We start from the raw sequence: 22218 nt of genomic DNA, 5'->3' as shown, positions 1-22218 counted from the left end.
CCCGTGTTCACCCTGCGGGTGGATCTCCCCGACGTTCACAGAGCGAACACAAATGCCCTTCGATGATCAGCCGGCGCTCGCGTCGGGTCCGATCCGGCTGCGTACGGCCGTCTGGACCTCGGCCTCCTCGGCCGGGTCGGCGGCGAGCCGGCGCAGTCGCTCGACGACGCGCGTGTCACCGGTCTCGGCGTGCCGGGCGGCGATCTCGCGGGTGGTCTCCTCGCAGTCCCAGAGGCACTCGACGGCGAATCCGGAGGCGAAGGAGGGATCGGTGGCGGCGAGGGCACGGGCGGTGCGGCCGCGCAGATGGGACGAGGCGGTCTCGCGGTACACATGACGCAGCACGGGTGCGGCGCAGGCGATGCCGAGCCGTCCGGTGCCGTCGACGAGGGTCCACAGGGTCGGCGCGTCGGGACCTTCGCCGCGTACGGCCTCCCGTAGCGCGGCCAGGACGAGATCCTTGTCCTCGGCTCCGCCGCGGCAGGCGAGCATGCGTCCGGCGGCGGTGCCCAGCGGGTCGGGCCGTCGGGCCCAGCCACGCGCGCGGTCGACGGCGGCGATACTGCGCATACGTTCGAATGCGTCGACGGCGGCCTCCACGACCGCCGGTGAGCCGGTGACCACGGCCGCCTCGATCAGGTCGAGGGCCGCCGGGTCGTTGCTGTCCGCGAGGTAACGCAGGGCCGTACAGCGGGCGCCGTCGGCGCCGTCCTCGGCGGCGGCGATGATCTCGGGCCGGTCCTCGGGGCCGGCGACGGCCATGAGACACCGTGCGGCGGGCACATGGAGCACCACACCACGCTCGATGCCCTGCTGGGCCCACTCGAAGACCGCCTGCACGCTCCACCCCGGACGGGGCCCGGTAGGTCGCATCTGCCGTTGCCAGCGGTCGAAACAGCCGGCTTCCTGAGCGGTACGCACACGCGTGGCGATCGATTCGCGCGGATCCTCGGCCCACAGCCGCCATGGCCGTGGCTCAAAAGCATCGCGCACCACGGTGACCAGCTCGGCCTCGCCCTCGGCATCGGCCGGGAAACGCGCCAGCACGGGCGCGGCGAGGGCACGCAGCCCCGCGTCGTCGTCCCGGAGCGCCAGCTCGTCCAGGGCCCAGGCCCAGTTGGAGCCCGTGGCGGCGTACCTGCGCAGCAGGTGGAGCGCGTCCCGCCTGCCGTAGGAGGCGAGGTGGCCGAGGACCGCGAGGGTCAGCCCGGTGCGTGACTCCTCGGTGTCGAGGGCGTCCTCGACGTCGAAGAGGTGGGCCTCGATCTCGTCCAGCTCGCCGTTCAGATCGAGGTAGAGACGGGCGTAGTACAGGGAGCGGTTCTCCACCTGCCAGTCGTGGCGGGGATCCCGCAGCACACAGTGGTTCAGAGCCGCGAGCGCCTCGGCGCGCGGGGCGGTGAGCGCGTGCAGTGTTCCGTCGCCGCGGCCCCGCTGGAGCAGGCCGAGCAGCGTACCGCTGGGCGCTATGACCGGTTCGAACATGGGAAACAGCCTCACATCAAGCGTCGACACAACCGGGGTTCTTGCTTCACCTGGCCGCGTGACAACACGTCGGGGCGCCCGCCGTTTCCTGCTTGCTGTAGACCATCTTCCTCTGCCTCTCGTCGGTGGCCCATGCGGACCGCATCACGGCCCGCGCGGTGCGGCAACACCTGCCCAGCCATCGCGTCCGTGAATCACGACGTCATGATGACTCGGCACTTCCGTCTGCCGCGACCGAAATTTCGGCGGCCCTGTACCGCCTCCCCCGTTTTCTGTGTTTCAGCTGGTCAGAACATTCGGATCAGCGTGCGCCGAACAGCTCGACCAGTTCCGTCTTACCGAACATACGGGCCGTGTCGACGGCCGACGGGGTGCCGGCGGCCGGATCGGCGCCGCTTTCCAGAAGGGCCTCGATCACTTCCGTCTCACCCTTGAAGACGGCACCGGCGAGTGGCGTCTGGCCTCGGTCGTTGACACGGTCCGCCTCGGCACCCCGGGCGAGCAGGGCACGTACCGCGTCGGAATGGCCGTGATAGGCGGCGAGCATCACGAGGGAGTCGCCGCGGTCGTTGGTGAGGTTGGCCGGAACGCCCGCGTCGACGTACGCCACGAGCGCCTCGGTCTGCCCCTGCCGGGCCAGATCGAAGATCTTGGTCGCCAGCTCCACAACCTCGGGGTCGGGGGCTTCAGTCATCGGCCGGACCGCCTCTCACTACGTACGGGGACTGTCGGGAACTGCGGGGAGCACAGGTACGGCCGGCGAGCGGTGCTCGGCCGTACGAGTGATTCGCCAGGGTACTGGCTCGCGCCGCACATGACCCGATGCGTCCGCGGCAAAGATCATCGCAGACACGGCCGAACCCGACACCCAAGCTCATTCGGTCAAGGACACTCCGCCGACCGGGGGAAATTCGCCGGATTTCACCCAGTTGCACCTTTTATCGTATGGATACATCCTGTGATCCTGGAAGTACTCATGGTGACTGTCCCCCCCAAACCAGGAGCACTCAGATGATCCTCTCCATCTCCGGCGTCGTTCTGCTCGGCATCGTCGTCTTCATCTTCTTCCGCAAGGACGGGCTGAAGGCGTCGCACGCCCTGATCTCGGCTCTGTTCGGCTTCTATCTGGCGAGCACGGCCATCGCCCCGAGTATCAAGGCCGGCGGCGAGAGTCTCGCGAGCCTCCTGGGCGGCATCCAGTTCTGACGCCGCCCCACCCGCCCGTACGCACCTGTAGGAGACAGCAGTGGCCCGCCGCCCCCTCCCCCGCATCCTGAGCACAGGCAGCACGCAGATCGCCCGGAGCCGGGAGTTGGCCCGGGCGCAGTTCGCGCGAAGCCGGGAGCTGGCCCGGACGGCCGGCGACAGCGCCTCTGACGTCCTCCATCCACTGATCACGATCACCCGTGGTCTGCGCCGGCTGGCCTCGGCCGGGCGGCGCAGATGGGCCGAGACCCCCAAGGACAAGCGCGGACCGCTGCTGTTCCTGGTGGCCTCGGTGATCCTGGTCGTGGCGCTCGTGCCGTACGGGCCGCTGCTCGCCGTCATCACCCTGATGGCGGCGGCAGCCTGGCAGGGCCGGGACCGCAAACCGGCCACGCCGGAGGGACCCGACGAGGCCCAGCAGGAGCGGCTGCGGTCGCTGTACGAGGCGCTGGTCCCGTACTTCTCCACGGCCGACGACCCCGAACCGCTGTACACCCACGGCGGCGACTGGGAGAAGGCCTTCCCGGAGTTCGAGTTCGACGCCACGGGACGCGTCAGCGGCCTTCTCGTCCGCTATCCGGCCTACTTCACCGACGGGGAGGCCCAGGCCCGCGCGCGGATCGAGCACCTGCTGACCACGAAGTCCGGCCGCGGCCGGGAGTACCACTTCGACTGGGATGAGGAGGGCAACGAACTCACCGTCGCCGTCCTCGCCCCGCTGCCCGTCGACATCGCCGCCCAGCGCTTCGTCACGGCCCCCGGAGAGACGGTCCTCGGCTTCACCGACCCCAGCCGCATGCAGCGCACGCTCCCTCTCGCCCACGGTGTGGAGCAGCGCGACGTACCCCCCGTCGTCTGGCGCACCGGCATCCGCTCCACCGAGCCGCACCTGCTGGTCATGGGCCAGCCCGGCAGCGGCACCTCGACCCTGCTGCGTTCCATCGCGCTGCAGGCCCTGCAGTACGGCGACGTCGTCATCGTCGAGGGCGGCAGCACCGGCGAGTACGCCTGTCTGACCGGCCGCGACGGCGTGCTGGCCGTCGAGTGCGGACTGGCGGGGGCGCTGGCCAGCATGGAGTGGGCGGCGACGGAGACGGAGCGGCGCCTGATCGCCGTGAACCGCGCCCGCCAGGCGGGCAACCCACCGCCGGACGACACCAGGCGCCCCCTGTGGCTGCTGCTGGACCGCCCGACCGTGTTCACCCACCTCGCCGCGGCGGACGACCGCAAGGACCCGCAGTCCCTGCTCCAGGTACCCCTGCGGCACGGCCGCGCGGCGAACGTCACGGTGGTCGTGGCCGAGCAGTGGGACGCCATGGACGCCCTGTCCGACGCCGTACGACAGCACACGCGCGCGCGTGTCGTGCTCGGCCCGGCGACGGCCCGGCAACTGGAGTCGGTCCTCGGCGCTCCTCCGCACACCACCCCGGTCGCCGACATCCCGCCCGGCCGGGGCTACGCCCGTCTCGGCACCGGACCGGTCCACCGCCTCCAGGTCCCGGCGACCCCGGACCCGTACGACGACGCGACGAGCGACGCGCACCGGCAAGCGGTTCTGGACCTGCTGCCGGAGCGGACGACGCCGGTGGAGGCCGAGTCGCTGGCCGCGCCGGAGAGGACGGAACTGAAGCCGGAACCGGTACCGGCGAAGGCCGTCGTCGCCGAGACCTCGTAGGGGCCGGCGTCGCACTCGCCGCCGTCTCACGCCACGAACGGCCGCACCGTGTCGCTCCCCCCGGTCACCCCGCGCTCCACCAAGCGAGCCGCCGCGGCCAACCGCACCGCGGCCTCCTCCGCCACCGCGCCCCCCACGGTGAACGGCAGGCGCACGTACCCCTCGAACGCCCCGTCCACCCCGAACCGCGGCCCGGACGGCACCCGGACCCCGACCCGTTCGCCCGCCTCCGCGAGCCGTGACCCCGACAGGCCACCCGTGCGCACCCACAACGTGAGCCCACCGCGCGGCACCTCGAACTCCCACTCGGGCAGCTCCCGGCGTACGGCCCTGACCAGCGCGTCCCGGTTGTCCCGGGCCTGTCCGCGCCGCACCTCCACGGCGTGCTCCCAACCTCCCGTGCCGAACAGCCAGTTCACGGCCAGCTGCTCCAGCACGGGCGTGCCCAGATCGGCATACGCGCGCGCGGCCACAAGGCTGCGGATGACATCCGGAGCCGCCCGCACCCACCCGATCCGCATCCCGGCCCAGAAGGCCTTGCTGGCCGACCCCACGGTGATGACGGTCGACCCGGCGGGGTCGAAGGCGCACACCGGGCGGGGCATGTCGAGATCCGGATCGAACCACAGTTCGCTCATCGTCTCGTCGGCGACGAGCACGGTCCCCGCCGACCGGGCCGCGTCCACCAGCCGCCGCCGCTGGTCGTCGTCGGCCAGCGCACCGGTCGGATTGTGGAAGTCGGCGACGACGTACGCGAGCCGCGGCGCCGCGTCCCTCAGCACCTGCCGCCATCGGTCCATGTCCCAGCCGGCCAGCCCCGCGGCCATGGCGACCGGCACCAGCCGGGCCCCCGCCTCCCGCATCAGCTGAAGGATGTTGGCGTACGACGGCGACTCGACCGCGATCCGCTCACCGCGCCCCGCGAAGAGATGACAGATCGCGTCGATGGCGCCCATCGCGCCGGTCGTGACCATGACCTGCTCGGGCATGGTCGGAATCCCGCGCGCCGTGTACCGGTCGGCGATCATCGACCGCAGCGCGGGCAGCCCGGCCGGATAGTCACCGTGGGTGTGGGCGTACGGCGGCAGCTCCTCCAGGGCGCCCTGGACGGCGCGGGTCAGCCACGGCTCGGGCGCGGGCAGCGCCGCACAGCCCAGGTCGATCATCGAGCCGAGCGCCTCGGGCGGCAGCGGTTCCAACCCGCGCGCGGGCAGCGGATTCCCGGCCGGTACGGCCGTCCAGCTCCCGGCACCGCGCCGTGACTCCAGGAACCCCTCGGTGCGCAGCGCCTCGTAGGCCGCCGCCACGGTCGTACGGCTCACCGACAGCGCGAGGGCCAGCTCACGCTCGGCGGGCAGCCGCGCGGCGACCGGCACACGGCCCTCCAGGACCAGCAGCCGGATACCGTCGGCGAGCGCCCGGTAGGCGGGCGGGCGTTTGCTGCCGGGCCCGGCCGGGCGATCCTGCTGGGAGGTGAGGAGCCGGGCGAGCTGCGCGGCACCCACCGCCGAAGTCCACTGCGCCATGATTTCCAGTCCACCTTCTCCGAATTGGCCATGGAAGGGGTCACTTCCCAAGCCACAGGGTGTCATGTATCAGGCCACCACCACCACAGGGAGCACCTCTTGTCCACGCAGGGGCATCTCATACGACGGCTGTCACAGCTGTACGTCGGGCTCGCGCTCTATGGCGCGAGCTCCGCGCTTCTCGTCGGGGCGGGCCTGGGCCTGGAGCCCTGGAACGTGCTGCATCAGGGCATCGCCGAGCGCACCGGACTGACCATCGGCGTCGTCTCGATCATCGTCGGCGCGGCGGTGCTGCTCCTGTGGATCCCGCTGCGCCAGCGCCCGGGCCTCGGCACCGTCTCCAACGTCTTCGTGGTCGGCATCGCCATGGACGGCACCCTCGCCGTGCTCCCCGAGGCGCATTCCCTGGCCGTACGGATCCCCCTTCTGCTGGCGGGCATCCTGCTCAACGGCGTGGCCACCGGCCTCTACATCGCCGCCCGCTTCGGGCCGGGGCCCAGGGACGGCCTGATGACCGGCCTGCACCGGCGCACCGGCCGCTCGATCCGCCTGATGCGTACCGCCGTCGAGATCGCGGTCGTCGTGACCGGCTTCGCTCTCGGCGGCACCGTCGGCGTCGGCACCGTCCTCTACGCGGTGTCGATCGGCCCGCTCGCCCAGCTCTTCCTGCGGGTGTTCGCCGTCCCCCAGGCATCCGACGGCAGCACGGTCGTTGCCACCGGGCAACCCCGGCGCGCGATACTGCGTCCGTGAGCACCACGCGGATACGGCACCCCTACCTCGACCACCCCGGCCCGATCCCGTTCGCCCACCGGGGCGGGGCGGCGGACGGCCTGGAGAACACCGTGCTGCAGTTCCGGCGCGCGGTCGAAACGGGCTACCGGTACATCGAGACCGACGTCCACACCACCCGCGACGGCAAGCTCGTCGCGTTCCACGACTCGACCCTGGACCGGGTCACGGACGGGGCGGGGCGGATCGCGGACCTGCCCTGGGACGACGTACGGCAGGCCCGCGTGGCCGGCAAGGAGTCGGTCCCGCTGTTCGAAGAGCTCCTGGAGACCTTCCCCGACGTGCGCTGGAACGTCGACCTCAAGGCGGAGCCGGCGCTCCACCCCTTCCTGGAGCTGATCGAGCGCACAGGCGCCTGGGACCGCATCTGCGTCGGCTCCTTCTCCGAGGCGCGCGTCGTCCGCGCCCAGCGGCTGGCCGGCCCGCGTCTGGCGACGTCGTACGGCACACGGGGCGTGCTCAATCTGCGGCTGCGCTCCTGGGGCGTGCCGGCGGCGCTGCGCCGTTCGGCGGTCGCCGCCCAGGTGCCCGAGGCGCAGTCCGGCATCCAGGTGGTCGACCACCGCTTCGTACGGGCCGCCCACGCCCGCGGGCTACAGGTCCATGTCTGGACCATCAATGATCCCGATGCGATGCACCGGCTCCTGGACCTGGGAGTCGATGGCATCATGACCGATCACATCGACACATTGCGCAAGGTCATGGAGGACCGGGACGTCTGGGCTTGACCCCGTCCCCGGCTCCGCCCTCGCGCGGGATCACCACGGGGAAGCGAGGGCGCGGGGTGGGCACCGACACCGTGCGGACGGATGCGGCCGACGAGGCCGCCGGTCGCCGCCGCGAGCAACGCGGCTGGTACTTCTACGACTGGGCGTGCTCCGTCTACTCGACGAGCGTGCTCACCGTGTTCCTCGGCCCCTATCTGACGTCGGTCGCCGAGGAGGCGGCGGACGCGGACGGATTCGTCCACCCCTTGGGCATCCCGGTGCGCGCGGGCTCCTTCTTCGCGTACTCGGTGTCCCTGTCGGTCGTGGTGGCCGTCCTGGTGATGCCCCTGGTGGGCGCGGCGGCCGACCGTACGGGCCGCAAGAAGCCCCTGCTCGCGGTCGCCGCGTATCTGGGGGCCACGGCGACCGCGGCCATGTTCTTCCTGGACGGCGACCGCTATCTGCTCGGCGGTCTCCTGCTGATCGTGGCGAACGCGGCACAGTCGGTCGCGATGATGCTCTACAACTCCTATCTCCCGCAGATCGCTCCGCCCGAGGAGCGCGACGCGGTCTCCTCCCGGGGCTGGGCCTTCGGCTACGCCTCCGGCTCGCTGATGCTGATCGTGAACCTGGTCCTGTATCTGGCGCACGACTCCTTCGGCGTCTCCGAGAGCACCGCCGTCCGCATCTGCCTCGCCTCGGCCGGTCTGTGGTGGGGCGCGTTCGCGCTCATCCCGCTACGCCGGCTGCGCGACCGCCCCGCCACCGGCGGGAGAGCCGAGAAGGCACCGGGCGCGATGGGCTTCCGGCAGCTCGCGGCGACGGTCCGCGACATGCGCCGCCATCCGCTGACGCTCGGCTTCCTCCTCGCCTACCTGATCTACAACGACGGCATCCAGACCGTGATCTCCCAGGCGTCGATCTACGGCTCCGAGGAACTGGGCCTCGGACAGTCCACGCTCATCGGCGCCGTGCTGCTGGTCCAGGTCCTCGCGGTGGCGGGAGCGCTGACGATGGGCCGGCTGGCCCGCGTCTACGGGGCGAAGCGGACGATCCTCGGCTCGCTCGTCGCGTGGACGGTCACGCTGGCGGCCGGGTACTTCCTGCCGGCCGGGGCGCCAGTGTGGTTCTTCGTGCTGGCGGCCGGCATCGGGCTGGTCCTGGGCGGCAGCCAGGCCCTGTCCCGGTCCCTGTTCTCCCATCTGGTCCCGCCGGGCAAGGAGGCCGAGTACTTCTCGGCGTACGAGATGAGCGACCGCGGCATGAGCTGGCTCGGCCCGCTTCTGTTCGGCCTCACCTACCAGCTCACCGGAAGTTATCGGGACGCGATCATCTCCCTCGTGGCCTTCTTCGTCATCGGGTTCGCCCTGCTCGCAAGGGTTCCGGTGCGCCGGGCGATCAGCGACGCGGGCAATCCGGTGCCGACCACGATTTAGCGTTCCGAGTGAAAGGGCGGTAGTGTACGCGTTTGGCCTGCCAGGCGTACCGTTACTGCGCGTCAAAGATGCCGAAACGCTGGGTTACATCTGCTAGCAGATGTGACAAACCGGGCGCCGGTGGGTACGACATTGGTCAGCAAGGCTGCGGCTACGACGGCGACGCACGACCCGGAACGTGACGCGGAACGGGAATCTTTACCGCCGACCGGACGTTGACCGGATGACGACGACAGCGACACCAGTCCTGTGGGCGACAAGCCCGGGAGGCACGATTCATGAGTGAGCGAGCTCTTCGCGGCACGCGCCTCGTGGTGACCAGCTACGAGACGGACCGCGGCATCGACCTGGCCCCGCGCCAGGCCGTGGAGTACGCATGCGAGAAGGGGCACCGCTTCGAGATGCCCTTCTCGGTGGAGGCGGAGATTCCGCCGGAGTGGGAGTGCAAGGTCTGCGGAGCCCAGGCACTCCTCGTGGATGGCGACGGCCCAGAGGAGAAGAAGGCCAAGCCCGCGCGTACACATTGGGACATGCTGATGGAGCGGCGCACCCGTGAGGAACTCGAAGAGGTCCTCGAGGAGCGTCTAGCCGTTCTGCGCTCCGGGGCGATGAACATCGCGGTTCACCCCCGGGACAGCCGCAAGTCGGCCTAGTCCCTGCGCGGCTTGGACGATTCCGCCAGGTAACGCGTATGACCGCGGGCGCCGTACGTGATCACGACGTACGGCGCCCGCGGTTTCGTGTGCTCGGAAAGAGATCGGCACCGGGCCTGGCCGGCACACCGGCACCGGCGCACGCCGGCACCGGCAGGCCCTGGGACCGCTCAGCTGGTCAGCGGCGGCTTGGGCCCCTGTGGGGCGTCCCCGGGCTCGTCCCTGATGACCTCACCCGGCACGACCTTGCCGTCGGGACGGTGAATGCGTGCCTGCTGGAAGGCGTCGCCGAATGAACCCGGGTTCGCCTCGCGCAGCCGCTTGTCGAAGGTCCGCTCCGCATAGCCGCTCAGGGCCTTCTGCAGCGGCGGGATCAGCAGAAGCAGGCCCAGCGCGTCGGAGACCAGGCCCGGCAGCATGATCAGCAGGCCGCCCAGCATCATCAGGCCGTTGCCACCGCCGCTCGCCGGGGTGCCGCCGCGTTGCAGTGCCTCGTTCAGCGCCTGGAAGGCGCGTCGGCCCGCTCGCTTGATGACCACCGAGCCCACGACGAGACCGGCGACCAACAGCAGGAACACCACGAGACCGCTCGTCGCGTCCGCGACCACGGTCAGCAGCCAGATCTCCAGCACCAGCCACGCGGCGATGCCCAGCGGCAGAAAGGTGCGCAGCCGGGAGCGCCGGGGCCGGGCGGGATAGGTGGGGGTCGGTGCGCCAGTCGTCATGCGTCCAGTGTGCCTGGACGCGGCTCAGAGCGGGATAAGCCCTGTGCCGTCGTAGGCCTAGCCCTGTGTCCGCGGCGGCTGAGACGACGATGACGGCTTCGCGCGGCGGCCCAGCAGCTTGCCCACCCGCTCCTGCGCTCCCCAGGTGGTGACCCGCCACAGCGCCTCGACCACGATGTTGCGGCTCATCTTCGAGTCCCCGAGCTCGCGCTCGACGAAGGTGATCGGCACCTCGACGACGTGGTAGCCGGCCTTGACCGCGCGCCGTGCGAGGTCGACCTGGAAGCAGTAGCCCTGGGAGGCGACGTCGCCGAGGCCGAGGCCTTCGAGCGTCTCGCGGCGGAAGGCACGGTAGCCGCCGGTGATGTCGCGCAGGGGCAGGTCCAGGGCGACCCGGGAGTAGAGGCTGCCGCCGCGGGAGATGAACTCGCGGGACTTGGGCCAGTTCACCACCCGGCCGCCGGGCACCCAGCGGGAGCCGAGGACCAGGTCCGCGCCCTTGAGGGCGGTCAGCAGGCGGGGCAGTTCCTCGGGCTGGTGGGAGCCGTCGGCGTCCATCTCGATCAGGACGCCGTAGTCGTGCTCGATGCCCCAGCGGAAGCCCGCGAGGTAGGCGGCGCCCAGGCCTTCCTTGCCCTTGCGGTGCAGGACCTGCACATGGTCGTCCTCGGCGGCCAGTTCGTCCGCGAGCTTGCCGGTGCCGTCGGGGCTGTTGTCGTCGGCCACCAGCACATGTGCCTCGGGGACCGCCTTGCGGACCCGGCCGACGATGCTCTTGATGTTCTCCGCCTCGTTGTAGGTCGGAATGATCACCAACGCCGTGCCGAGCGGACCGAACCGCCTCCCGCGGTCCTGTGCCCCGAGGGTCCCGTCGCCGTCGTTCACTGCTGCCCCTTCACTTCCGTACGCAGACGTCCACCATAGTGGGCGCTGCCTGCGCTGACGTGACAGCACGTTCGTATGGCGGTCTCGATTCCACAAGAGCGGGGTAAGTGTGGGTTTTGCGTGACCGTGCGCCGGTGCGCTGCTGCTGCGGATGGGGGCCCGGCGCCCTTCGGGCCGACCTGGGGCCCGCTGGCTGCGGGTCGACCGAAAGCCGTTGTCTACTGAGCGCCCGGGCCCCACCCGGGTCACACCTCCCCGATCGGCCGAAAAGTTCCGTCGTCGCCGCGCTGGCGCTGAGCCTGGCTCCCAGTGGCGGTGCCCCGGTGCGGCACACCGTCCCTGACCCAGCGGCGTTGCGACGGGTTCCCGGAAGTTTCGCGGTTGTCCGGTCGGGCGTCCGGTGGTGGACTCGGCCGAACCTACCGGCCCCCGGCCTGCGCCTGTCAACAGCCGTTTGAGCTGCGGTTTTTCACCCCCTTCGCTGGTCAACGCAGAGGATGCGCAGGTCGCGCGACGGGGCGGCGCGAAGTAATCGGGTTCGCGCCACCCCGGGAGATCACTCGCCCGGCCGTACGAAGACCGTTCGTCCGCCCACCACCGTGCGCAGGCAGACCGGGAGGTCGCGGCCGGGGGTCAGGTCGGGCAGGCCGGGGGTGCCGGAGCGGGGGTCGGTGGACCAGCGCGCGACCCGGTCGTCGGGGGCCTGGACGACCAGTTCGTCGGTGCGCCACACGGCGTAGTCGGCGGGCGCACCCGGCACCAGAACACCCGCGTCGTCGCGTCCGACGGCCCGCCAGCCACCACGCGTGTGCGCCGTGAACGCGGCGCGCACCGAGACCCGGTGCTCGGGCGTGTGGTGGAACGCGGCGGCGCGGACCGTGCCCCAGGGGTCGAGGGGCGTGACGGGGCTGTCGGAGCCGAAGGCGAGCGGGACGCCGGCACGCAGCAGGGCCGCGAAGGGGTTGAGGGAGCGGGCGCGTTCGGCGCCGAGGCGCTGGGCGTACATGCCGTCCTCGCCACCCCACAGCGCGTCGAACGTGGGCTGCACGGAGGCCGTCAGGCCGAGCTCGGCGAAGGCCGCGACGCTGTCCGGCGTGAGCATCTCGGCGTGCTCGACGCGATGCCGGGCGGCACGGACGCGGGCCAGCCCGGTCTTGTCGGCGGCTGCGCGGACGCCCTCCACCACGGCGGTCACGGCGGCGTCGCCGATCGCGTGGAAGCCCGCCTGGAGGCCGGCCTCGGTGCAGGCGGCGACATGGGCGGCGACGGCGGCCGCGTCCAGGTAGGCGGTGCCGGTGTGGGCGGCGTCGGCGTACGGCTGGTGCAGACAGGCGGTGTGCGAGCCGAGGGCGCCGTCCACGAAGAGGTCTCCGGCCGCGCCGATCGCGCCCAGCTCCCGCGCCTTGGTCACGTCCTGCTCGGCCCAGTAGCCGACCACCCGCGGCCCCGCCTCCTCGGCGGCGAGCCGGAGCAGGCCCGTGAAGTCGTCCTCGGAGGAGATGTCAGGCCCGCCGCACTCGTGGACGGTTCCGATCCCCAGGGCGGCGGCGCGGGTCAGGGCGGCACGCTGGGCCTCGACGCGCTGGGCCGGCGTGATGGAGGCCAGCGCGGTGGCGCGTACGGCGTGGTGGACGTCCGCGACGAGCGGGGCGTCGACCGCGCCGAGGTCGCCGGGCGTGAGGTCGAGCAGAGCCGTGGTGACGACCGCCGAGTGGACGTCGATCCGGGACAGGTAGAGGGGGCGCCCTCCGGTGGCCGCGTCGAGCTCGGCACGCGTCGGCGGGCGGCCGCCGGGCCAGCGGGAGGCGTCCCAGCCGTGCCCGAGCAGGACGCGGTCACCGGGCCGGGCGGCGGCGAAGTCCCGCACGAGGGCCAGCGCCGCCTCCAGGGAGGGAGCGCCGGACAGATCGAGGCCGGTCAGGGCGAGGCCCGTGGCGGTGGTGTGCACATGAGCGTCCGTGAACGCGGGGGTGACCAGGGCACCGTCCAGATCGACGACCTCGTCCACACCGTCGGCGAAGGCGTCGGCGGCCCCCTCGGACCCGACCCAGGCGACCTGGCCGCGCTCGACGACCATCGCGGTGGCGAAGGGGTCGGCGGGGCTGTGGACTTCTCCGCGACGGAGAAGGACGGTCTTCGGCGGGGCGCTGGACTCACTCATGGGGACCAGTTTCGCGCTTCGCGCCTCCACCTCGGACTCGGGGTCACCCCAACGGCGATCAGATCTTGGGCGGTCGCGCCTCGTACGGCGTCGACAGCACCACCGTCGTCCGCGTCGAGACCCCCGCCAGCCCCCGCACCCGCCCCAGCAGCTCCTCCAGTTCGTGCGGCGTCGCCACACGGACCTTGAGGATGTAGTTCTCGTCGCCCGCGACGCTGTGGCAGGCCTCGATCTCGGGCACATCGGCAAGCCGGTCCGCGATGTCGTCCGGCGCACTGGGATCGAACGGTTTCACCGAGATGAACGCGGTCATGGGCAGCCCCACCGCCTCGGGGTCCACGACCGCGGCATAACCGCGGATGACGCCACGCTGCTCCAGCCGCCGCACCCGCTGGTGCACGGCAGACGTGGACAGACCCGTGGCCTTGCCCAGATCGGTGTAACTCATCCGCCCGTCCTTGACGAGCAGCTGCACGATTTGTCGGTCCAGCTCCTCCATGGCGCAAGAACCTACAGTGCGGTTGATCTCCTCGGATACCTCAGCGGCCCAGGTCATGCCCGGTTTGTGATGTGGCCGGCGGTCGACTGTGAGCGGCCTGAGGGACAAAACCGGCCGCCTTGGGCACCTGCGAGCGGCATGTGACGAAGGCCACAGGCCTCGAACAGGCTCCGTGATGTCCCCGTGATTAACGCCGAGAGCAGGCGGGAAGTGCTTGCTGTGGTCGAGGCCGCAGTGCCGTCACGGCCCAGCCCGAGGGGGAGAACCCATGCAGAGTCTTAAGCGCCCTGGTCGTACCACGCCCAAGCGGCCGCAGTTGATCGTCGAGCCCGCTCCGGAGGGCGTCGAACCCGACGCCCTGGAGGAGGACGACGAACTCGACGCGTACGACACCTACGAGATGTACCGGGTGTTCTGCCCGGACTGCGCTCAGCCCATCGCCCTGCTGGCCGACGAGGAGGTCCTGCCGGAGCACGCGCTCTGCGCCTCGCCGTGGAACCCGTTCGGCCTCACGGTCTGTGCCGGTACGGGCCGCAGGGCCACCGAGGCCCGCTCCGCGGACGAGTCGCCGGAGCCCCAGGAGCAGGACACCGCCCTCCTGTTGACGCTCCCTCAGGGGCTGGACTGGCGGACACAGCCCTTCTCGCACGTCGGCGGCCCGGGCTCGCGCCCCATGCGCGTGCCGGAGATGCGCCGCCAGGCTGCCTGAACGGCCTCGCTCAATCCCAGTAGCTGCCCTGCACCATGGCTCGCAGGCTGTCGTGGTGCAGGATCAGTGTGTCCGGGTCCGCCGGGACGGCGACTTCGCCGAAGTAGGCCTGGCGATAGGCGATCCGCAGCATGACGACGCCGTGCCGCAGAGCGGCGTACAGCGTGTAGAAGTCCATGTCGCGCGGGGTGTGTCCGGTGAGGTCCGCGTAGCGGGCCTCGATCCGGTCGCGGCGCAGGAAGTCCGGCAGACCGCGCTGCCCGAAGGCGACCGTCAGGTCGTGGAAGAAGCGGTGCAGATAGACGGTCCAGCCGAGGTCGACCTCGCGCGGGGCCAGTGCCGCCATCTCCCAGTCCAGGACGGCGGTGGGTTCGAAGCCGTCGTAGACGATGTTTCCGATGCGCGCGTCGCCCCAGTTGAGCACGGGTGTGCCCGGATCGCGGGGCCAGAGCTCCTCCAGGCGTTCGAAGGCGGCCTCGATCAGCGGTGAGCGGGCGAGTCCGTCAACCACCCATTCGTAGTACGCGCGTTGGGCCGTGACGTGCCGCCGCAGTGCGTCACCCTCGCCCGGAAGCTCCAGGAACTGGGCCTCCTTCAAGGGCACTTGGTCGTGAAGCCGCGCCAACAGCCCGACCGTCGCCGCTTCCAGCCGCTCGCGCTGCTCGTCGCTCGCCGCGTGCAGCCAGTTGCCCTCGTAGGTGTAGGGCATCACGTCCGGCGGCACCCGCCCCTCGACGCGTTCCATGACGAAGAAGGGCGCCCCGAGCGGGCCAGGATCCTCCTCCAGCCACAGCACCTTCGGCACGGGGAGGTCGGACCGCTCGGCGACCAGTCGCATCGTCCGGTACTGGCGCGGCATGTCGTACACCGGGAAGACGGTGTACGCCGCCGGGTCCGCCGCGAGCCGCAACGCACAGGCGGGCGCGGGCGGTTGCGGGTGCTCGATGCCGAAGAGCAGGGTCTCGCTGGACAGACCGTTGGACTCGGGGACGGTGACGCCGACCGCTCCGGCGCCGGGCAGCCGGGTGCCGAGCCAGGCGGTGAGGCGGCGGGTGAGCTCCTCGGGGTCACGGGTGGTCGTGCGCGGGCGAGGTGCCGTGGCTGCCATGACGTGAACCCCCTACGGTGCGACCGACTTGAAGTCCGCGAACCCGCTCGGGTCGTGCCGCCCGAACGAGCCGTGCTCGAAGATCCCGTGGCCGATCCGGCCGTCCAGACGGAAGCGCGCCGCGTGGTCGGTGACGCCGTACGCGGCCAAAGGGTGGGCCCCGGTGAGGTCGTAGGTGCGCCGGTCGGACCAGCCGGGCCCGCGCCAGGTGCCGTGCTGCCAGTCGTCGGCAGGCGGGTAGCCGGCGCCGATGGCGAGCGGGGAGGAGGTCAGGATCTCCACCTGAAGCTCCTGCGGCTTGCGGAGGTCGCCGAGGTGGATGAGGGCGCGTTCGGGGTGGCGGGTGCCTGAGCGGTAGGTGATCTCGGCCTGGGGCCAGCCCAGTTGGCGGTCGCGGTGGCCGGGGCGGACCATGGTCGCCTCGTTCAGCGAGCGATGGCCGTCCGCGTCCTCCTGGACGATCACCATCAGGAACCGGTCCTCGAAGCGGACCGGGCACCATGTCCAGTGGAAGCCCTCGGTCGGATGCTCCTCGGCGAGCCGTCCGCCCTCCTCCCCCGGTATGGGCCGCACGCCCCAGCTTCGGTCACGGGTGCCGGTCCACTCGGCGGCGGTGACCCGGAACTCCTCACCGGCGGCACGGATCACCCCCGCCACGCTGCCCGCCTGCACGAAGCGGCGCCCTTCGAGGGTGAGCCGGTCACCGCGACGCTGGACGTGATGGGGTTCCCACAGGGCCGGGAAGTCGGCGGTCCAGGAGAGGTCGTACGACAGCGAGTCGTCGTCGCACACGAGGCGCAGCCGGCGCAGCGGCTTCTCGACCTCGATCCGCAGCGGCCCGACGGCGAGCCGCATCCGGTCCTCGCCGAGCGCGTCCGAGGCCCGTACGGCGTGCAGGGTGTCCCCCACCCGCAGGGTCGCGTAGGCGTCGATCACCCCGACGTTCGGGTAGACCCCGAGGCCGAGGATCAGCAGGGCACGCCCCCGGTGGTCGAGGACGTGGAAGATGCAGCGGTCGTAGGCATTCCGGTCGCTGGTCGCGACGTGCTTCATGGACAGGGGCACCTGGTGCACCGGGTACTCGTCGAGCGGTACCGGGCGGTCGTCGTCGGCCACGGCAAGCCTCCCTGGACGCGGGCTGGGCTGACGGTACGTCAGACAGCCTCGGGTGACCAGAGAGGGAACCGGACGCGGGTGAACTCACGCCCGATTCCGACCGGCGGTGACTTGTCCCGCCACTGCCGCGTTGCCCTGGTATGCCCCACACCTACTACGGGACCGGGCCCCAGCGCCGCGTCTTCGTTCCCCGGCCCGCAGGAACGCTTCAGCCGCCGGCACCCCCGCAGCAGTCGGATCCGCCGATCTACCGCGATCTGATGCGGATGTGGGCCGACCGGGGCCGCACCCTGCCCGGGCGCCACGACCCGGAGTGGATCCGGCTCGCGGCGCCGCAGGTCAAGCACGGTCAGTTCAGCGGCCCTCGGGACCCGCTAGGTGACGGGCGATGACCATCCGCTGAATCTGGTTCGTGCCCTCGACGATCTGGAGGACCTTCGCCTCGCGCATATAGCGCTCGGCCGGGAAGTCCGCGGTGTAGCCGTACCCGCCGAGGATCTGGACCGCGTCGGTGGTGACCTTCATCGCCGTGTCGGTGCAGTGCAGCTTCGCCATCGCCGCCTGCTTGGCGAACGGCCGGCCCGCATCACGCAGCCGTGCCGCCGCCAGGTACAGCGCGCGGCCCGCCTCGATCTGGGTGGCCATGTCGGCGAGCATGAAGCGCAGGCCCTGGAAGTCGGCGATGGGCTTGCCGAACTGGCGGCGTTCGGTCGCGTACGTCACCGCCTCGTCGAGCGCCGCCTGGGCGACGCCGATCGCGCAGGCCGCGATGCCGAGCCGCCCGGAGTCGAGCGCGGACAGGGCGATGGCGAAGCCCTGGCCCTCGTCGCCGATGCGCCGCTCGTCGCCGACCCGGACGCCGTCGAAGTGGACCTGGGCGGTGGGCGATCCCTTCATGCCCATCTTCTTCTCGGGCGCCGCCGCGCTAAGGCCGGCAGCGTCGCCGGGCACCAGGAACGCGCTGATCCCGCGCGGGCCGTCCTCGCCGGTGCGGGCCATGACGGTGTAGAAGTCGGCGATGCCACCGTGGGTGATCCACGCCTTGGTGCCGGTGATCACCCAGCTGTCGCCGTCGCGCACGGCCTTCGTCCGCAGCGAGGCCGCGTCGGATCCGGAAGCCGGCTCGGAGAGGCAGTACGCGCCGAGCAACCCGCCGCCGAGCATCGCGGGCAGGTGCTCGACCTGCTGCTGCTTGCTGCCGTAGGCGGCGAGGGCGTAGGAGGCCAGGGTGTGCACGCTGACGCCGAGGCCGACGGTGAGACGGGCCGCGGCGAGCTCCTCGAGGACCTGGAGATAGACCTCGTACGGCTGGTCGCCGCCGCCGTACTCGGAGTCGTAGGGCAGACCGAGCAGTCCGGACTCGGAGAGCAGGGTGAAGACCTCGCGCGGGAAGCGTCCGGCGTCCTCCTCCTCGGCCGCCTTCGGGGCGATCTCGCGCTGCGCGATGTCGCGGACGAGCGAGAGCAGGTCCCGGGCCTCGTCCGTGGGCAGTTGACGGTCCACCGGCTGCGGGGCGCGGTCGGGCATGTCGACGATCCTCCCTGTCGGGCACGTCGGCGGACGTACGCCTTGGGTGGGGCGACTCCGCCGGGTCTCACTGGTGCCGGGCCGATGCTCGCATTCCCGGGTCTCGGAAGCTGCTGACCAGCGGCTGTGCGCTGTGAGTATGCCCGATCGGAGGCATCGAGTCACCAGTTAACGACCGCTCACTCAAAGAAGTGTCCAGCAAGTTATCCGCGGTGCCGAAATTGGTCCGAACCATTGACGTACTGGTCTAGTCCTCCTACCGTGACGGATCAACGCATCAGCGCGTTCATGCCAATCGGAGCATGCTCCCCTCTCCCCCACGAGGAGACACCCGATGCACCTCTCGCACCGCCCCCGCGCCCGGCTGATGGCGCTCGTCTCCGCCGCGTGCGCGGCCGTCCTCGGCGCCGGACTGCTCGCCGGCGCGGGCACCGCCACCGCCGAACCCGCCTCCTCGCCCAGACTGGCCGCCGGCTCCAAGGTCGTCGGCTACTTCACGGAATGGGGCACCTACGACCGCAAGTACTACGTCAAGAACGTCGAGACCTCGGGCTCGGCGGCCAAGCTGACCCACATCAACTACGCCTTCGGCAACGTGACCGGCGGCAAGTGCGCGATCGGCGACTCCTACGCCGCGACCGAGCGCACCTACACCGCCGCCGAGTCGGTGGACGGCGTCGCCGACACCTGGGACCAGCCGCTGCGCGGCACCTTCAACCAGCTGCGCGAGCTGAAGAAGAAGCACCCTGGACTGAAGGTCCTGTGGTCCTTCGGCGGCTGGACCTGGTCGAACGGCTTCGGCGAGGCCTCACGCAACCCCGCCGCGTTCGCCCAGTCCTGCTACGACCTGGTCGAGAACTCCAAGTGGGCCGATGTCTTCGACGGGATCGACATCGACTGGGAGTACCCGAACGCCTGCGGCGCCACCTGTGACACCAGCGGCCGTGAGGCCTTCAAGAACCTGATGTCGGCGGTGCGCGCCAAGTTCGGCTCCGGCAACCTGGTCACCGCGGCGATCACGGCCGACGCCACCAGCGGCGGCAAGATCGACGCGGCGAACTACGCGGGCGCCGCCCAGTACGTCGACTGGTACAACCCGATGACGTACGACTTCTTCGGAGCCTGGGACGCGACCGGTCCGACGGCTCCACACTCGGCGCTGAACTCCTACTCCGGCATCCCGAAGGCTCAGTTCCACACCTCGGCGACCATCGCCAAGCTCAAGGGCCTCGGCGTCCCCTCGTCCAAGCTGCTGCTCGGCATCGGCTTCTACGGCCGCGGCTGGACCGGCGTCACCCAGTCCGCACCGGGTGGCACGGCGACCGGGGCGGCCGCCGGCACCTACGAGGCGGGCATCGAGGACTACAAGGTGCTCAAGACCAAGTGCCCGGCGACCGGGACGGTGGGCGGCACCGCGTACGCCAAGTGCGGGAACAACTGGTGGAGTTACGACACCCCCGCGACCATCGCGACCAAGATGACGTACAAGAACCAGCAGGGGCTGGGCGGGACGTTCTTCTGGGAGCTGAGCGGGGACACGGCGAACGGTGAGCTGATCAGGGCCATCAACTAGCCGGTCCCACGGGGGGCTTGGGGCGGAGGGCCACGAGACCTCCGCCCCATGCGCGTGCCGTGGGGTCAGCCCTCCCGGCGGGCCGGCTCCGGGGCCCGGTAGGAAGGGTCCAGCTCCTCGATGGAGCGCATGGTGCCGCCCAGCATCTTCACCAGCAGTTCGCGCATGGTGTCCCGGGGCAACTCGGGGCGGTCTATCCAGTCCAGGGTGGCGCCCTCGACGCTGCACACCCAGGCGAGCAGGCCCATCCGGGCCAGCGGGGCGATGTCGGTACGGCCGTACGCGCCCTCGGCGATGGTGGCGACGATGGCCTCGCGCACGCCGTCCCGGATGGCGTGCACCTCGGCGTCGAAGCCGACGCCGCCGCTGACGATGGTGCGGTAGGAGGCCTGGTTGTGCTCGGCGTAGCGCAGATAGCTGTCGATGGTGCGGTGGACCCGGTCCAACGGCTTCAGTTCGAGACCGCTCGCCGCGTAGGTGACCAGGTCGACGACGGAGTCCTGGATGATCGCCAGGTAGTAGCCGCGCTTGGACTGGAAGTAGTAGTAGATGAGCCCCTTGGCGACATGGGCCTGCCGGGCGATGTCGTCCATGGAGAGGGTGTCGTAGGACGTGTCCGCGAACAACTTCCGCCCGATGGCGATGAGTTCGGCACGGCGCGCCACGGAACGCTCGGTGCCGCGGGCCCGGGGACGGGCCGCGTCGCGCTGTTGACTGATATTCAATTTCGACCCTGTTGTTCAACGGGCGGCGGGACATCGGCAGTATGGCAGACCTTCACCTACCGCTCGTTCGAGTGTGATCGACTCTGATACGTCCGCTCACCATCGGGTCGGTAAATGTCCGATCAAAGCGCCCCGTGTGTGTCAGCTCACAGCAGACCGAGCTGGGTCACCAGCATCGCGACGACCACGACGAGGGTCCAGCCCATGATGTGCTCGACGATCTTCGGGCCGTCTTCCCTGGGGCCGCCGGTGCGGACACGGGCGGCCGTGGTGGAGTGCGTGGTCATATGCCCACCTTGCCACCGGGAAGGGCCTTTGCCGCCGAGACGTTCCTCACGCCCGCCGGCTCAGCGCACGCCCACCGCCGCGAGCGCGGCCCGCTGCCGCGGGGTAGGACGCGCCGGGAAGTAGAGGTAGCAGACGCCGCCGGTGCCGGAGACGACCTTGCCCGAGGCGTTGTACCGCTTGGTCCGCAGCCAGATGTTCTCCCACTCGCGCCGCTTGTAGACGCGCCGCACCGCCTGGTTGCTCGGTGAGTTCGGGTCGTTGGCGATCACGTCGCCGTCGGGGGTGAACCCTATGACCGTCATCAGATGGCCGGCGGTGCCGTACCCCGCCCCGGTCAGCTCCTCCTTCAGGAAGGACTGGGACGTTATGGCCGGGATACCGGCCGCGATCAGCGTCTCCAGCTCGGTGAGCGAGCCGAGCCGGGTGACCACGCCCTGGAGGCCGTCGAAGGTGGCCGCGTAGGCGGCGTTGAACGGCCAGTTCCCGCAGCCGTCGTACTGGTAGTCGAAGGTGAACCGGGCCGCGTGGCAGACCTGCGGGTCGGCGAACGCGGGATCGACCCACTCCAGCTGCTCCGGGGTGAGCCGGCCGCCCCAGTACTCGACGATCATCTGCGAGGAGGTGGGGCTGCACCAGGCCTCGCCGCCGTTGTCGTACTCCGGGTACTGGCCGACGTGGATCTCCTGCGAATAGCGCGGGACGGTCAGCTCCCGGGCGCGGCCGGGGGTGGAGGCCGGGACGGTGAAGCGGTCGGGGACGTCGGAGCCCATGGCGCCGATCCGCCAGACCTTGGGCGTGACCTTCGTGCCGGGCGCGCGGTAGAGGGTCAGCCGCAGCCGGTACGAGCTCAGGCGCAGCCCGGTGGCCGGGTCGTCGATGGCGAACGTGTCCGTCCAGACGCTGCTCCGGCCGTCGCTCTGGTCGTCCACCGAGGTCCGCCGGATGTCCTGGTCGCCGGCCGCCCAGCGGCCCATCACGTACCAGGGGGTCTCGGTGCCGTCGGAGTAGATCCCGGAGAGTTCGATCTGGAGCCAGGTGCCGGCGGGGGTGTGGGCGTTCCAGGAGGCGATCGCCTCGGTCGCGGGGACGCAGAGCCGGTGGACCGGGGAGGTCCAGGTCGCGTACTCCCAGCGGGCGGTGCGGCCGGTGTGGGGGTCCGTGTAGTCGGTGGTGCCGGCGGGTGCGGCGATCACGAGGCCGGGGCGGGCGCCCGGGACGGCACGGGTGCCGTCGGCGGTGCCGCAGCGCCAGTCGGCGTACGTGGTCCAGGCGTGGTTGTCGACGGTCCGGTCCGGGGCGTCGGCCGGGGCGGCGGTGTCGGCGCCGGCCGGCCCCGCGCCACCGGCGACGGCAGCGGCCACCGCGGCGGCGAGGACGGTTCTGCGAGACGGCTTTTCGGCTCTGCTCATGGGCGGAAGACCC

Annotated in this window: 21 protein-coding genes; 8 read left to right on the top strand and 13 right to left on the bottom strand. The window is 71.1% G+C overall.

Going from position 1 to position 22218, the window contains the following annotated elements; genetic code table 11:
- Window positions 1-66: 66 nt before the first annotated feature.
- Both ACFQ6S_RS35635 and ACFQ6S_RS35630 read right to left on the bottom strand, forming a co-directional pair.
- On the bottom strand, window positions 67-1485 hold the full coding sequence (locus ACFQ6S_RS35635) for a HEAT repeat domain-containing protein (protein ID WP_383418955.1): 1419 nt from the start codon (window positions 1483-1485) through the stop codon (window positions 67-69).
- Between the two features lie 301 nt (window positions 1486-1786).
- Window positions 1787-2179, bottom strand: a complete 393-nt coding sequence (locus tag ACFQ6S_RS35630) for an ankyrin repeat domain-containing protein (RefSeq protein WP_383418953.1) — start codon at window positions 2177-2179, stop codon at window positions 1787-1789.
- A 317-nt stretch (window positions 2180-2496) separates the two neighbouring features.
- Between ACFQ6S_RS35630 and ACFQ6S_RS35625 the strand changes: the two genes are divergently transcribed.
- Together ACFQ6S_RS35625 and ACFQ6S_RS35620 are read left to right on the top strand one after the other, a co-directional pair.
- Window positions 2497-2691, top strand: a complete 195-nt coding sequence (locus ACFQ6S_RS35625; RefSeq protein ID WP_004002760.1) for a hypothetical protein — start codon at window positions 2497-2499, stop codon at window positions 2689-2691.
- 40 nt (window positions 2692-2731) lie between these two features.
- On the top strand, window positions 2732-4366 hold the full coding sequence (locus ACFQ6S_RS35620; protein ID WP_383418950.1) for a hypothetical protein: 1635 nt from the start codon (window positions 2732-2734) through the stop codon (window positions 4364-4366).
- Between the two features lie 26 nt (window positions 4367-4392).
- Here ACFQ6S_RS35620 and ACFQ6S_RS35615 read toward each other — a convergent pair whose 3' ends face one another.
- Window positions 4393-5892: a PLP-dependent aminotransferase family protein gene (locus ACFQ6S_RS35615; protein ID WP_383418948.1), complete on the bottom strand. Its 1500-nt coding sequence runs from the start codon at window positions 5890-5892 to the stop codon at window positions 4393-4395.
- Window positions 5893-5991: 99 nt separating this feature from the next.
- Between ACFQ6S_RS35615 and ACFQ6S_RS35610 the strand changes: the two genes are divergently transcribed.
- From ACFQ6S_RS35610 to ACFQ6S_RS35595, 4 genes are all read left to right on the top strand, one after another.
- Entirely contained in the window at window positions 5992-6645 is a 654-nt protein-coding gene (locus tag ACFQ6S_RS35610) for a YitT family protein (RefSeq protein ID WP_383418946.1), read from the top strand.
- Window positions 6642-7412, top strand: coding sequence for a glycerophosphodiester phosphodiesterase (locus ACFQ6S_RS35605; RefSeq protein ID WP_383418944.1), 771 nt, complete (start codon window positions 6642-6644; stop codon window positions 7410-7412). The genes ACFQ6S_RS35610 and ACFQ6S_RS35605 overlap by 4 nt, the downstream gene beginning before the upstream one ends.
- Before the next feature lie 56 nt (window positions 7413-7468).
- Window positions 7469-8827 (top strand): MFS transporter, encoded by a 1359-nt coding sequence (locus tag ACFQ6S_RS35600; RefSeq protein ID WP_383418942.1) that lies wholly within the window; start codon window positions 7469-7471, stop codon window positions 8825-8827.
- A 278-nt stretch (window positions 8828-9105) separates the two neighbouring features.
- Window positions 9106-9480 carry an RNA polymerase-binding protein RbpA gene (locus tag ACFQ6S_RS35595; RefSeq protein WP_003977404.1) on the top strand — a complete coding sequence of 125 codons (375 nt, stop codon included), beginning with the start codon at window positions 9106-9108 and terminating at the stop codon, window positions 9478-9480.
- Window positions 9481-9650: 170 nt separating this feature from the next.
- On the opposite strand, the gene fxsA is transcribed toward ACFQ6S_RS35595, so the two are convergent.
- The 4 genes from fxsA to ACFQ6S_RS35575 all read right to left on the bottom strand — a co-directional run bounded on the left by fxsA (window position 9651) and on the right by ACFQ6S_RS35575 (window position 13750).
- On the bottom strand, window positions 9651-10205 hold the full coding sequence (gene fxsA, locus ACFQ6S_RS35590) for an FxsA family membrane protein (protein WP_383418940.1): 555 nt from the start codon (window positions 10203-10205) through the stop codon (window positions 9651-9653).
- Between the two features lie 57 nt (window positions 10206-10262).
- Window positions 10263-11090: a polyprenol monophosphomannose synthase gene (locus tag ACFQ6S_RS35585; RefSeq protein WP_383418938.1), complete on the bottom strand. Its 828-nt coding sequence runs from the start codon at window positions 11088-11090 to the stop codon at window positions 10263-10265.
- A gap of 556 nt (window positions 11091-11646) precedes the next feature.
- Window positions 11647-13251: an amidohydrolase gene (locus ACFQ6S_RS35580; RefSeq protein ID WP_383418936.1), complete on the bottom strand. Its 1605-nt coding sequence runs from the start codon at window positions 13249-13251 to the stop codon at window positions 11647-11649.
- A 58-nt stretch (window positions 13252-13309) separates the two neighbouring features.
- Complete coding sequence (locus ACFQ6S_RS35575) at window positions 13310-13750, bottom strand: Lrp/AsnC family transcriptional regulator (protein WP_383418934.1); 441 nt, start codon at window positions 13748-13750, stop codon at window positions 13310-13312.
- Window positions 13751-14018: 268 nt separating this feature from the next.
- Here ACFQ6S_RS35575 and ACFQ6S_RS35570 point away from each other — a divergent pair, with 268 nt between their 5' ends.
- Complete coding sequence (locus ACFQ6S_RS35570; protein WP_383418932.1) at window positions 14019-14459, top strand: hypothetical protein; 441 nt, start codon at window positions 14019-14021, stop codon at window positions 14457-14459.
- Window positions 14460-14469: 10 nt separating this feature from the next.
- On the opposite strand, the gene ACFQ6S_RS35565 is transcribed toward ACFQ6S_RS35570, so the two are convergent.
- The 3 genes from ACFQ6S_RS35565 to ACFQ6S_RS35555 form a co-directional block, all read right to left on the bottom strand.
- Entirely contained in the window at window positions 14470-15567 is a 1098-nt protein-coding gene (locus ACFQ6S_RS35565) for a phosphotransferase family protein (protein ID WP_383418930.1), read from the bottom strand.
- Window positions 15568-15579: 12 nt separating this feature from the next.
- The gene (locus ACFQ6S_RS35560) at window positions 15580-16620 is read right to left on the bottom strand and encodes a hypothetical protein (protein ID WP_383419035.1); all 1041 of its coding nucleotides are present in this window, start codon (window positions 16618-16620) and stop codon (window positions 15580-15582) included.
- A gap of 417 nt (window positions 16621-17037) precedes the next feature.
- Window positions 17038-18210: an acyl-CoA dehydrogenase family protein gene (locus ACFQ6S_RS35555; RefSeq protein ID WP_383418928.1), complete on the bottom strand. Its 1173-nt coding sequence runs from the start codon at window positions 18208-18210 to the stop codon at window positions 17038-17040.
- 334 nt (window positions 18211-18544) lie between these two features.
- On the opposite strand from ACFQ6S_RS35555, the gene ACFQ6S_RS35550 reads away from it, so the two are divergent.
- Window positions 18545-19783 carry a glycoside hydrolase family 18 protein gene (locus tag ACFQ6S_RS35550; RefSeq protein WP_383418926.1) on the top strand — a complete coding sequence of 413 codons (1239 nt, stop codon included), beginning with the start codon at window positions 18545-18547 and terminating at the stop codon, window positions 19781-19783.
- A 65-nt stretch (window positions 19784-19848) separates the two neighbouring features.
- Here the strand turns inward: ACFQ6S_RS35550 and ACFQ6S_RS35545 are convergent, their stop codons facing one another.
- The 3 genes from ACFQ6S_RS35545 to ACFQ6S_RS35535 all read right to left on the bottom strand — a co-directional run bounded on the left by ACFQ6S_RS35545 (window position 19849) and on the right by ACFQ6S_RS35535 (window position 22205).
- On the bottom strand, window positions 19849-20508 hold the full coding sequence (locus ACFQ6S_RS35545; protein ID WP_383418924.1) for a TetR/AcrR family transcriptional regulator: 660 nt from the start codon (window positions 20506-20508) through the stop codon (window positions 19849-19851).
- Between the two features lie 146 nt (window positions 20509-20654).
- Window positions 20655-20795 (bottom strand): SCO1431 family membrane protein, encoded by a 141-nt coding sequence (locus ACFQ6S_RS35540; protein ID WP_383418922.1) that lies wholly within the window; start codon window positions 20793-20795, stop codon window positions 20655-20657.
- A gap of 60 nt (window positions 20796-20855) precedes the next feature.
- Window positions 20856-22205: a peptidase C39 family protein gene (locus ACFQ6S_RS35535; RefSeq protein ID WP_383418920.1), complete on the bottom strand. Its 1350-nt coding sequence runs from the start codon at window positions 22203-22205 to the stop codon at window positions 20856-20858.
- Window positions 22206-22218 lie beyond the last annotated feature (13 nt).

This window comes from Streptomyces sp. NPDC056479 (assembly GCF_042795335.1).
Taxonomy (GTDB): domain Bacteria; phylum Actinomycetota; class Actinomycetes; order Streptomycetales; family Streptomycetaceae; genus Streptomyces.
This window is presented reverse-complemented; position numbering and strand designations above follow the sequence as displayed.

Excerpts from the sequence above, each read along its gene's own strand:
- ACFQ6S_RS35635 (WP_383418955.1), bottom strand. The coding sequence starts at position 1,485 with ATGTTCGAACCGGTCATAGCGCCCAGCGGTACGCTGCTCGGCCTGCTC.
- ACFQ6S_RS35630 (WP_383418953.1), bottom strand. The coding sequence starts at position 2,179 with ATGACTGAAGCCCCCGACCCCGAGGTTGTGGAGCTGGCGACCAAGATC.
- ACFQ6S_RS35625 (WP_004002760.1), top strand. The coding sequence starts at position 2,497 with ATGATCCTCTCCATCTCCGGCGTCGTTCTGCTCGGCATCGTCGTCTTC.
- ACFQ6S_RS35615 (WP_383418948.1), bottom strand. The coding sequence starts at position 5,892 with ATGGCGCAGTGGACTTCGGCGGTGGGTGCCGCGCAGCTCGCCCGGCTC.
- ACFQ6S_RS35595 (WP_003977404.1), top strand. The coding sequence starts at position 9,106 with ATGAGTGAGCGAGCTCTTCGCGGCACGCGCCTCGTGGTGACCAGCTAC.
- fxsA (WP_383418940.1), bottom strand. The coding sequence starts at position 10,205 with ATGACGACTGGCGCACCGACCCCCACCTATCCCGCCCGGCCCCGGCGC.
- ACFQ6S_RS35580 (WP_383418936.1), bottom strand. The coding sequence starts at position 13,251 with ATGAGTGAGTCCAGCGCCCCGCCGAAGACCGTCCTTCTCCGTCGCGGA.
- ACFQ6S_RS35575 (WP_383418934.1), bottom strand. The coding sequence starts at position 13,750 with ATGGAGGAGCTGGACCGACAAATCGTGCAGCTGCTCGTCAAGGACGGG.
- ACFQ6S_RS35570 (WP_383418932.1), top strand. The coding sequence starts at position 14,019 with ATGCAGAGTCTTAAGCGCCCTGGTCGTACCACGCCCAAGCGGCCGCAG.
- ACFQ6S_RS35565 (WP_383418930.1), bottom strand. The coding sequence starts at position 15,567 with ATGGCAGCCACGGCACCTCGCCCGCGCACGACCACCCGTGACCCCGAG.
- ACFQ6S_RS35560 (WP_383419035.1), bottom strand. The coding sequence starts at position 16,620 with ATGAAGCACGTCGCGACCAGCGACCGGAATGCCTACGACCGCTGCATC.
- ACFQ6S_RS35555 (WP_383418928.1), bottom strand. The coding sequence starts at position 18,210 with ATGCCCGACCGCGCCCCGCAGCCGGTGGACCGTCAACTGCCCACGGAC.
- ACFQ6S_RS35550 (WP_383418926.1), top strand. The coding sequence starts at position 18,545 with ATGCACCTCTCGCACCGCCCCCGCGCCCGGCTGATGGCGCTCGTCTCC.
- ACFQ6S_RS35540 (WP_383418922.1), bottom strand. The coding sequence starts at position 20,795 with ATGACCACGCACTCCACCACGGCCGCCCGTGTCCGCACCGGCGGCCCC.
- ACFQ6S_RS35535 (WP_383418920.1), bottom strand. The coding sequence starts at position 22,205 with ATGAGCAGAGCCGAAAAGCCGTCTCGCAGAACCGTCCTCGCCGCCGCG.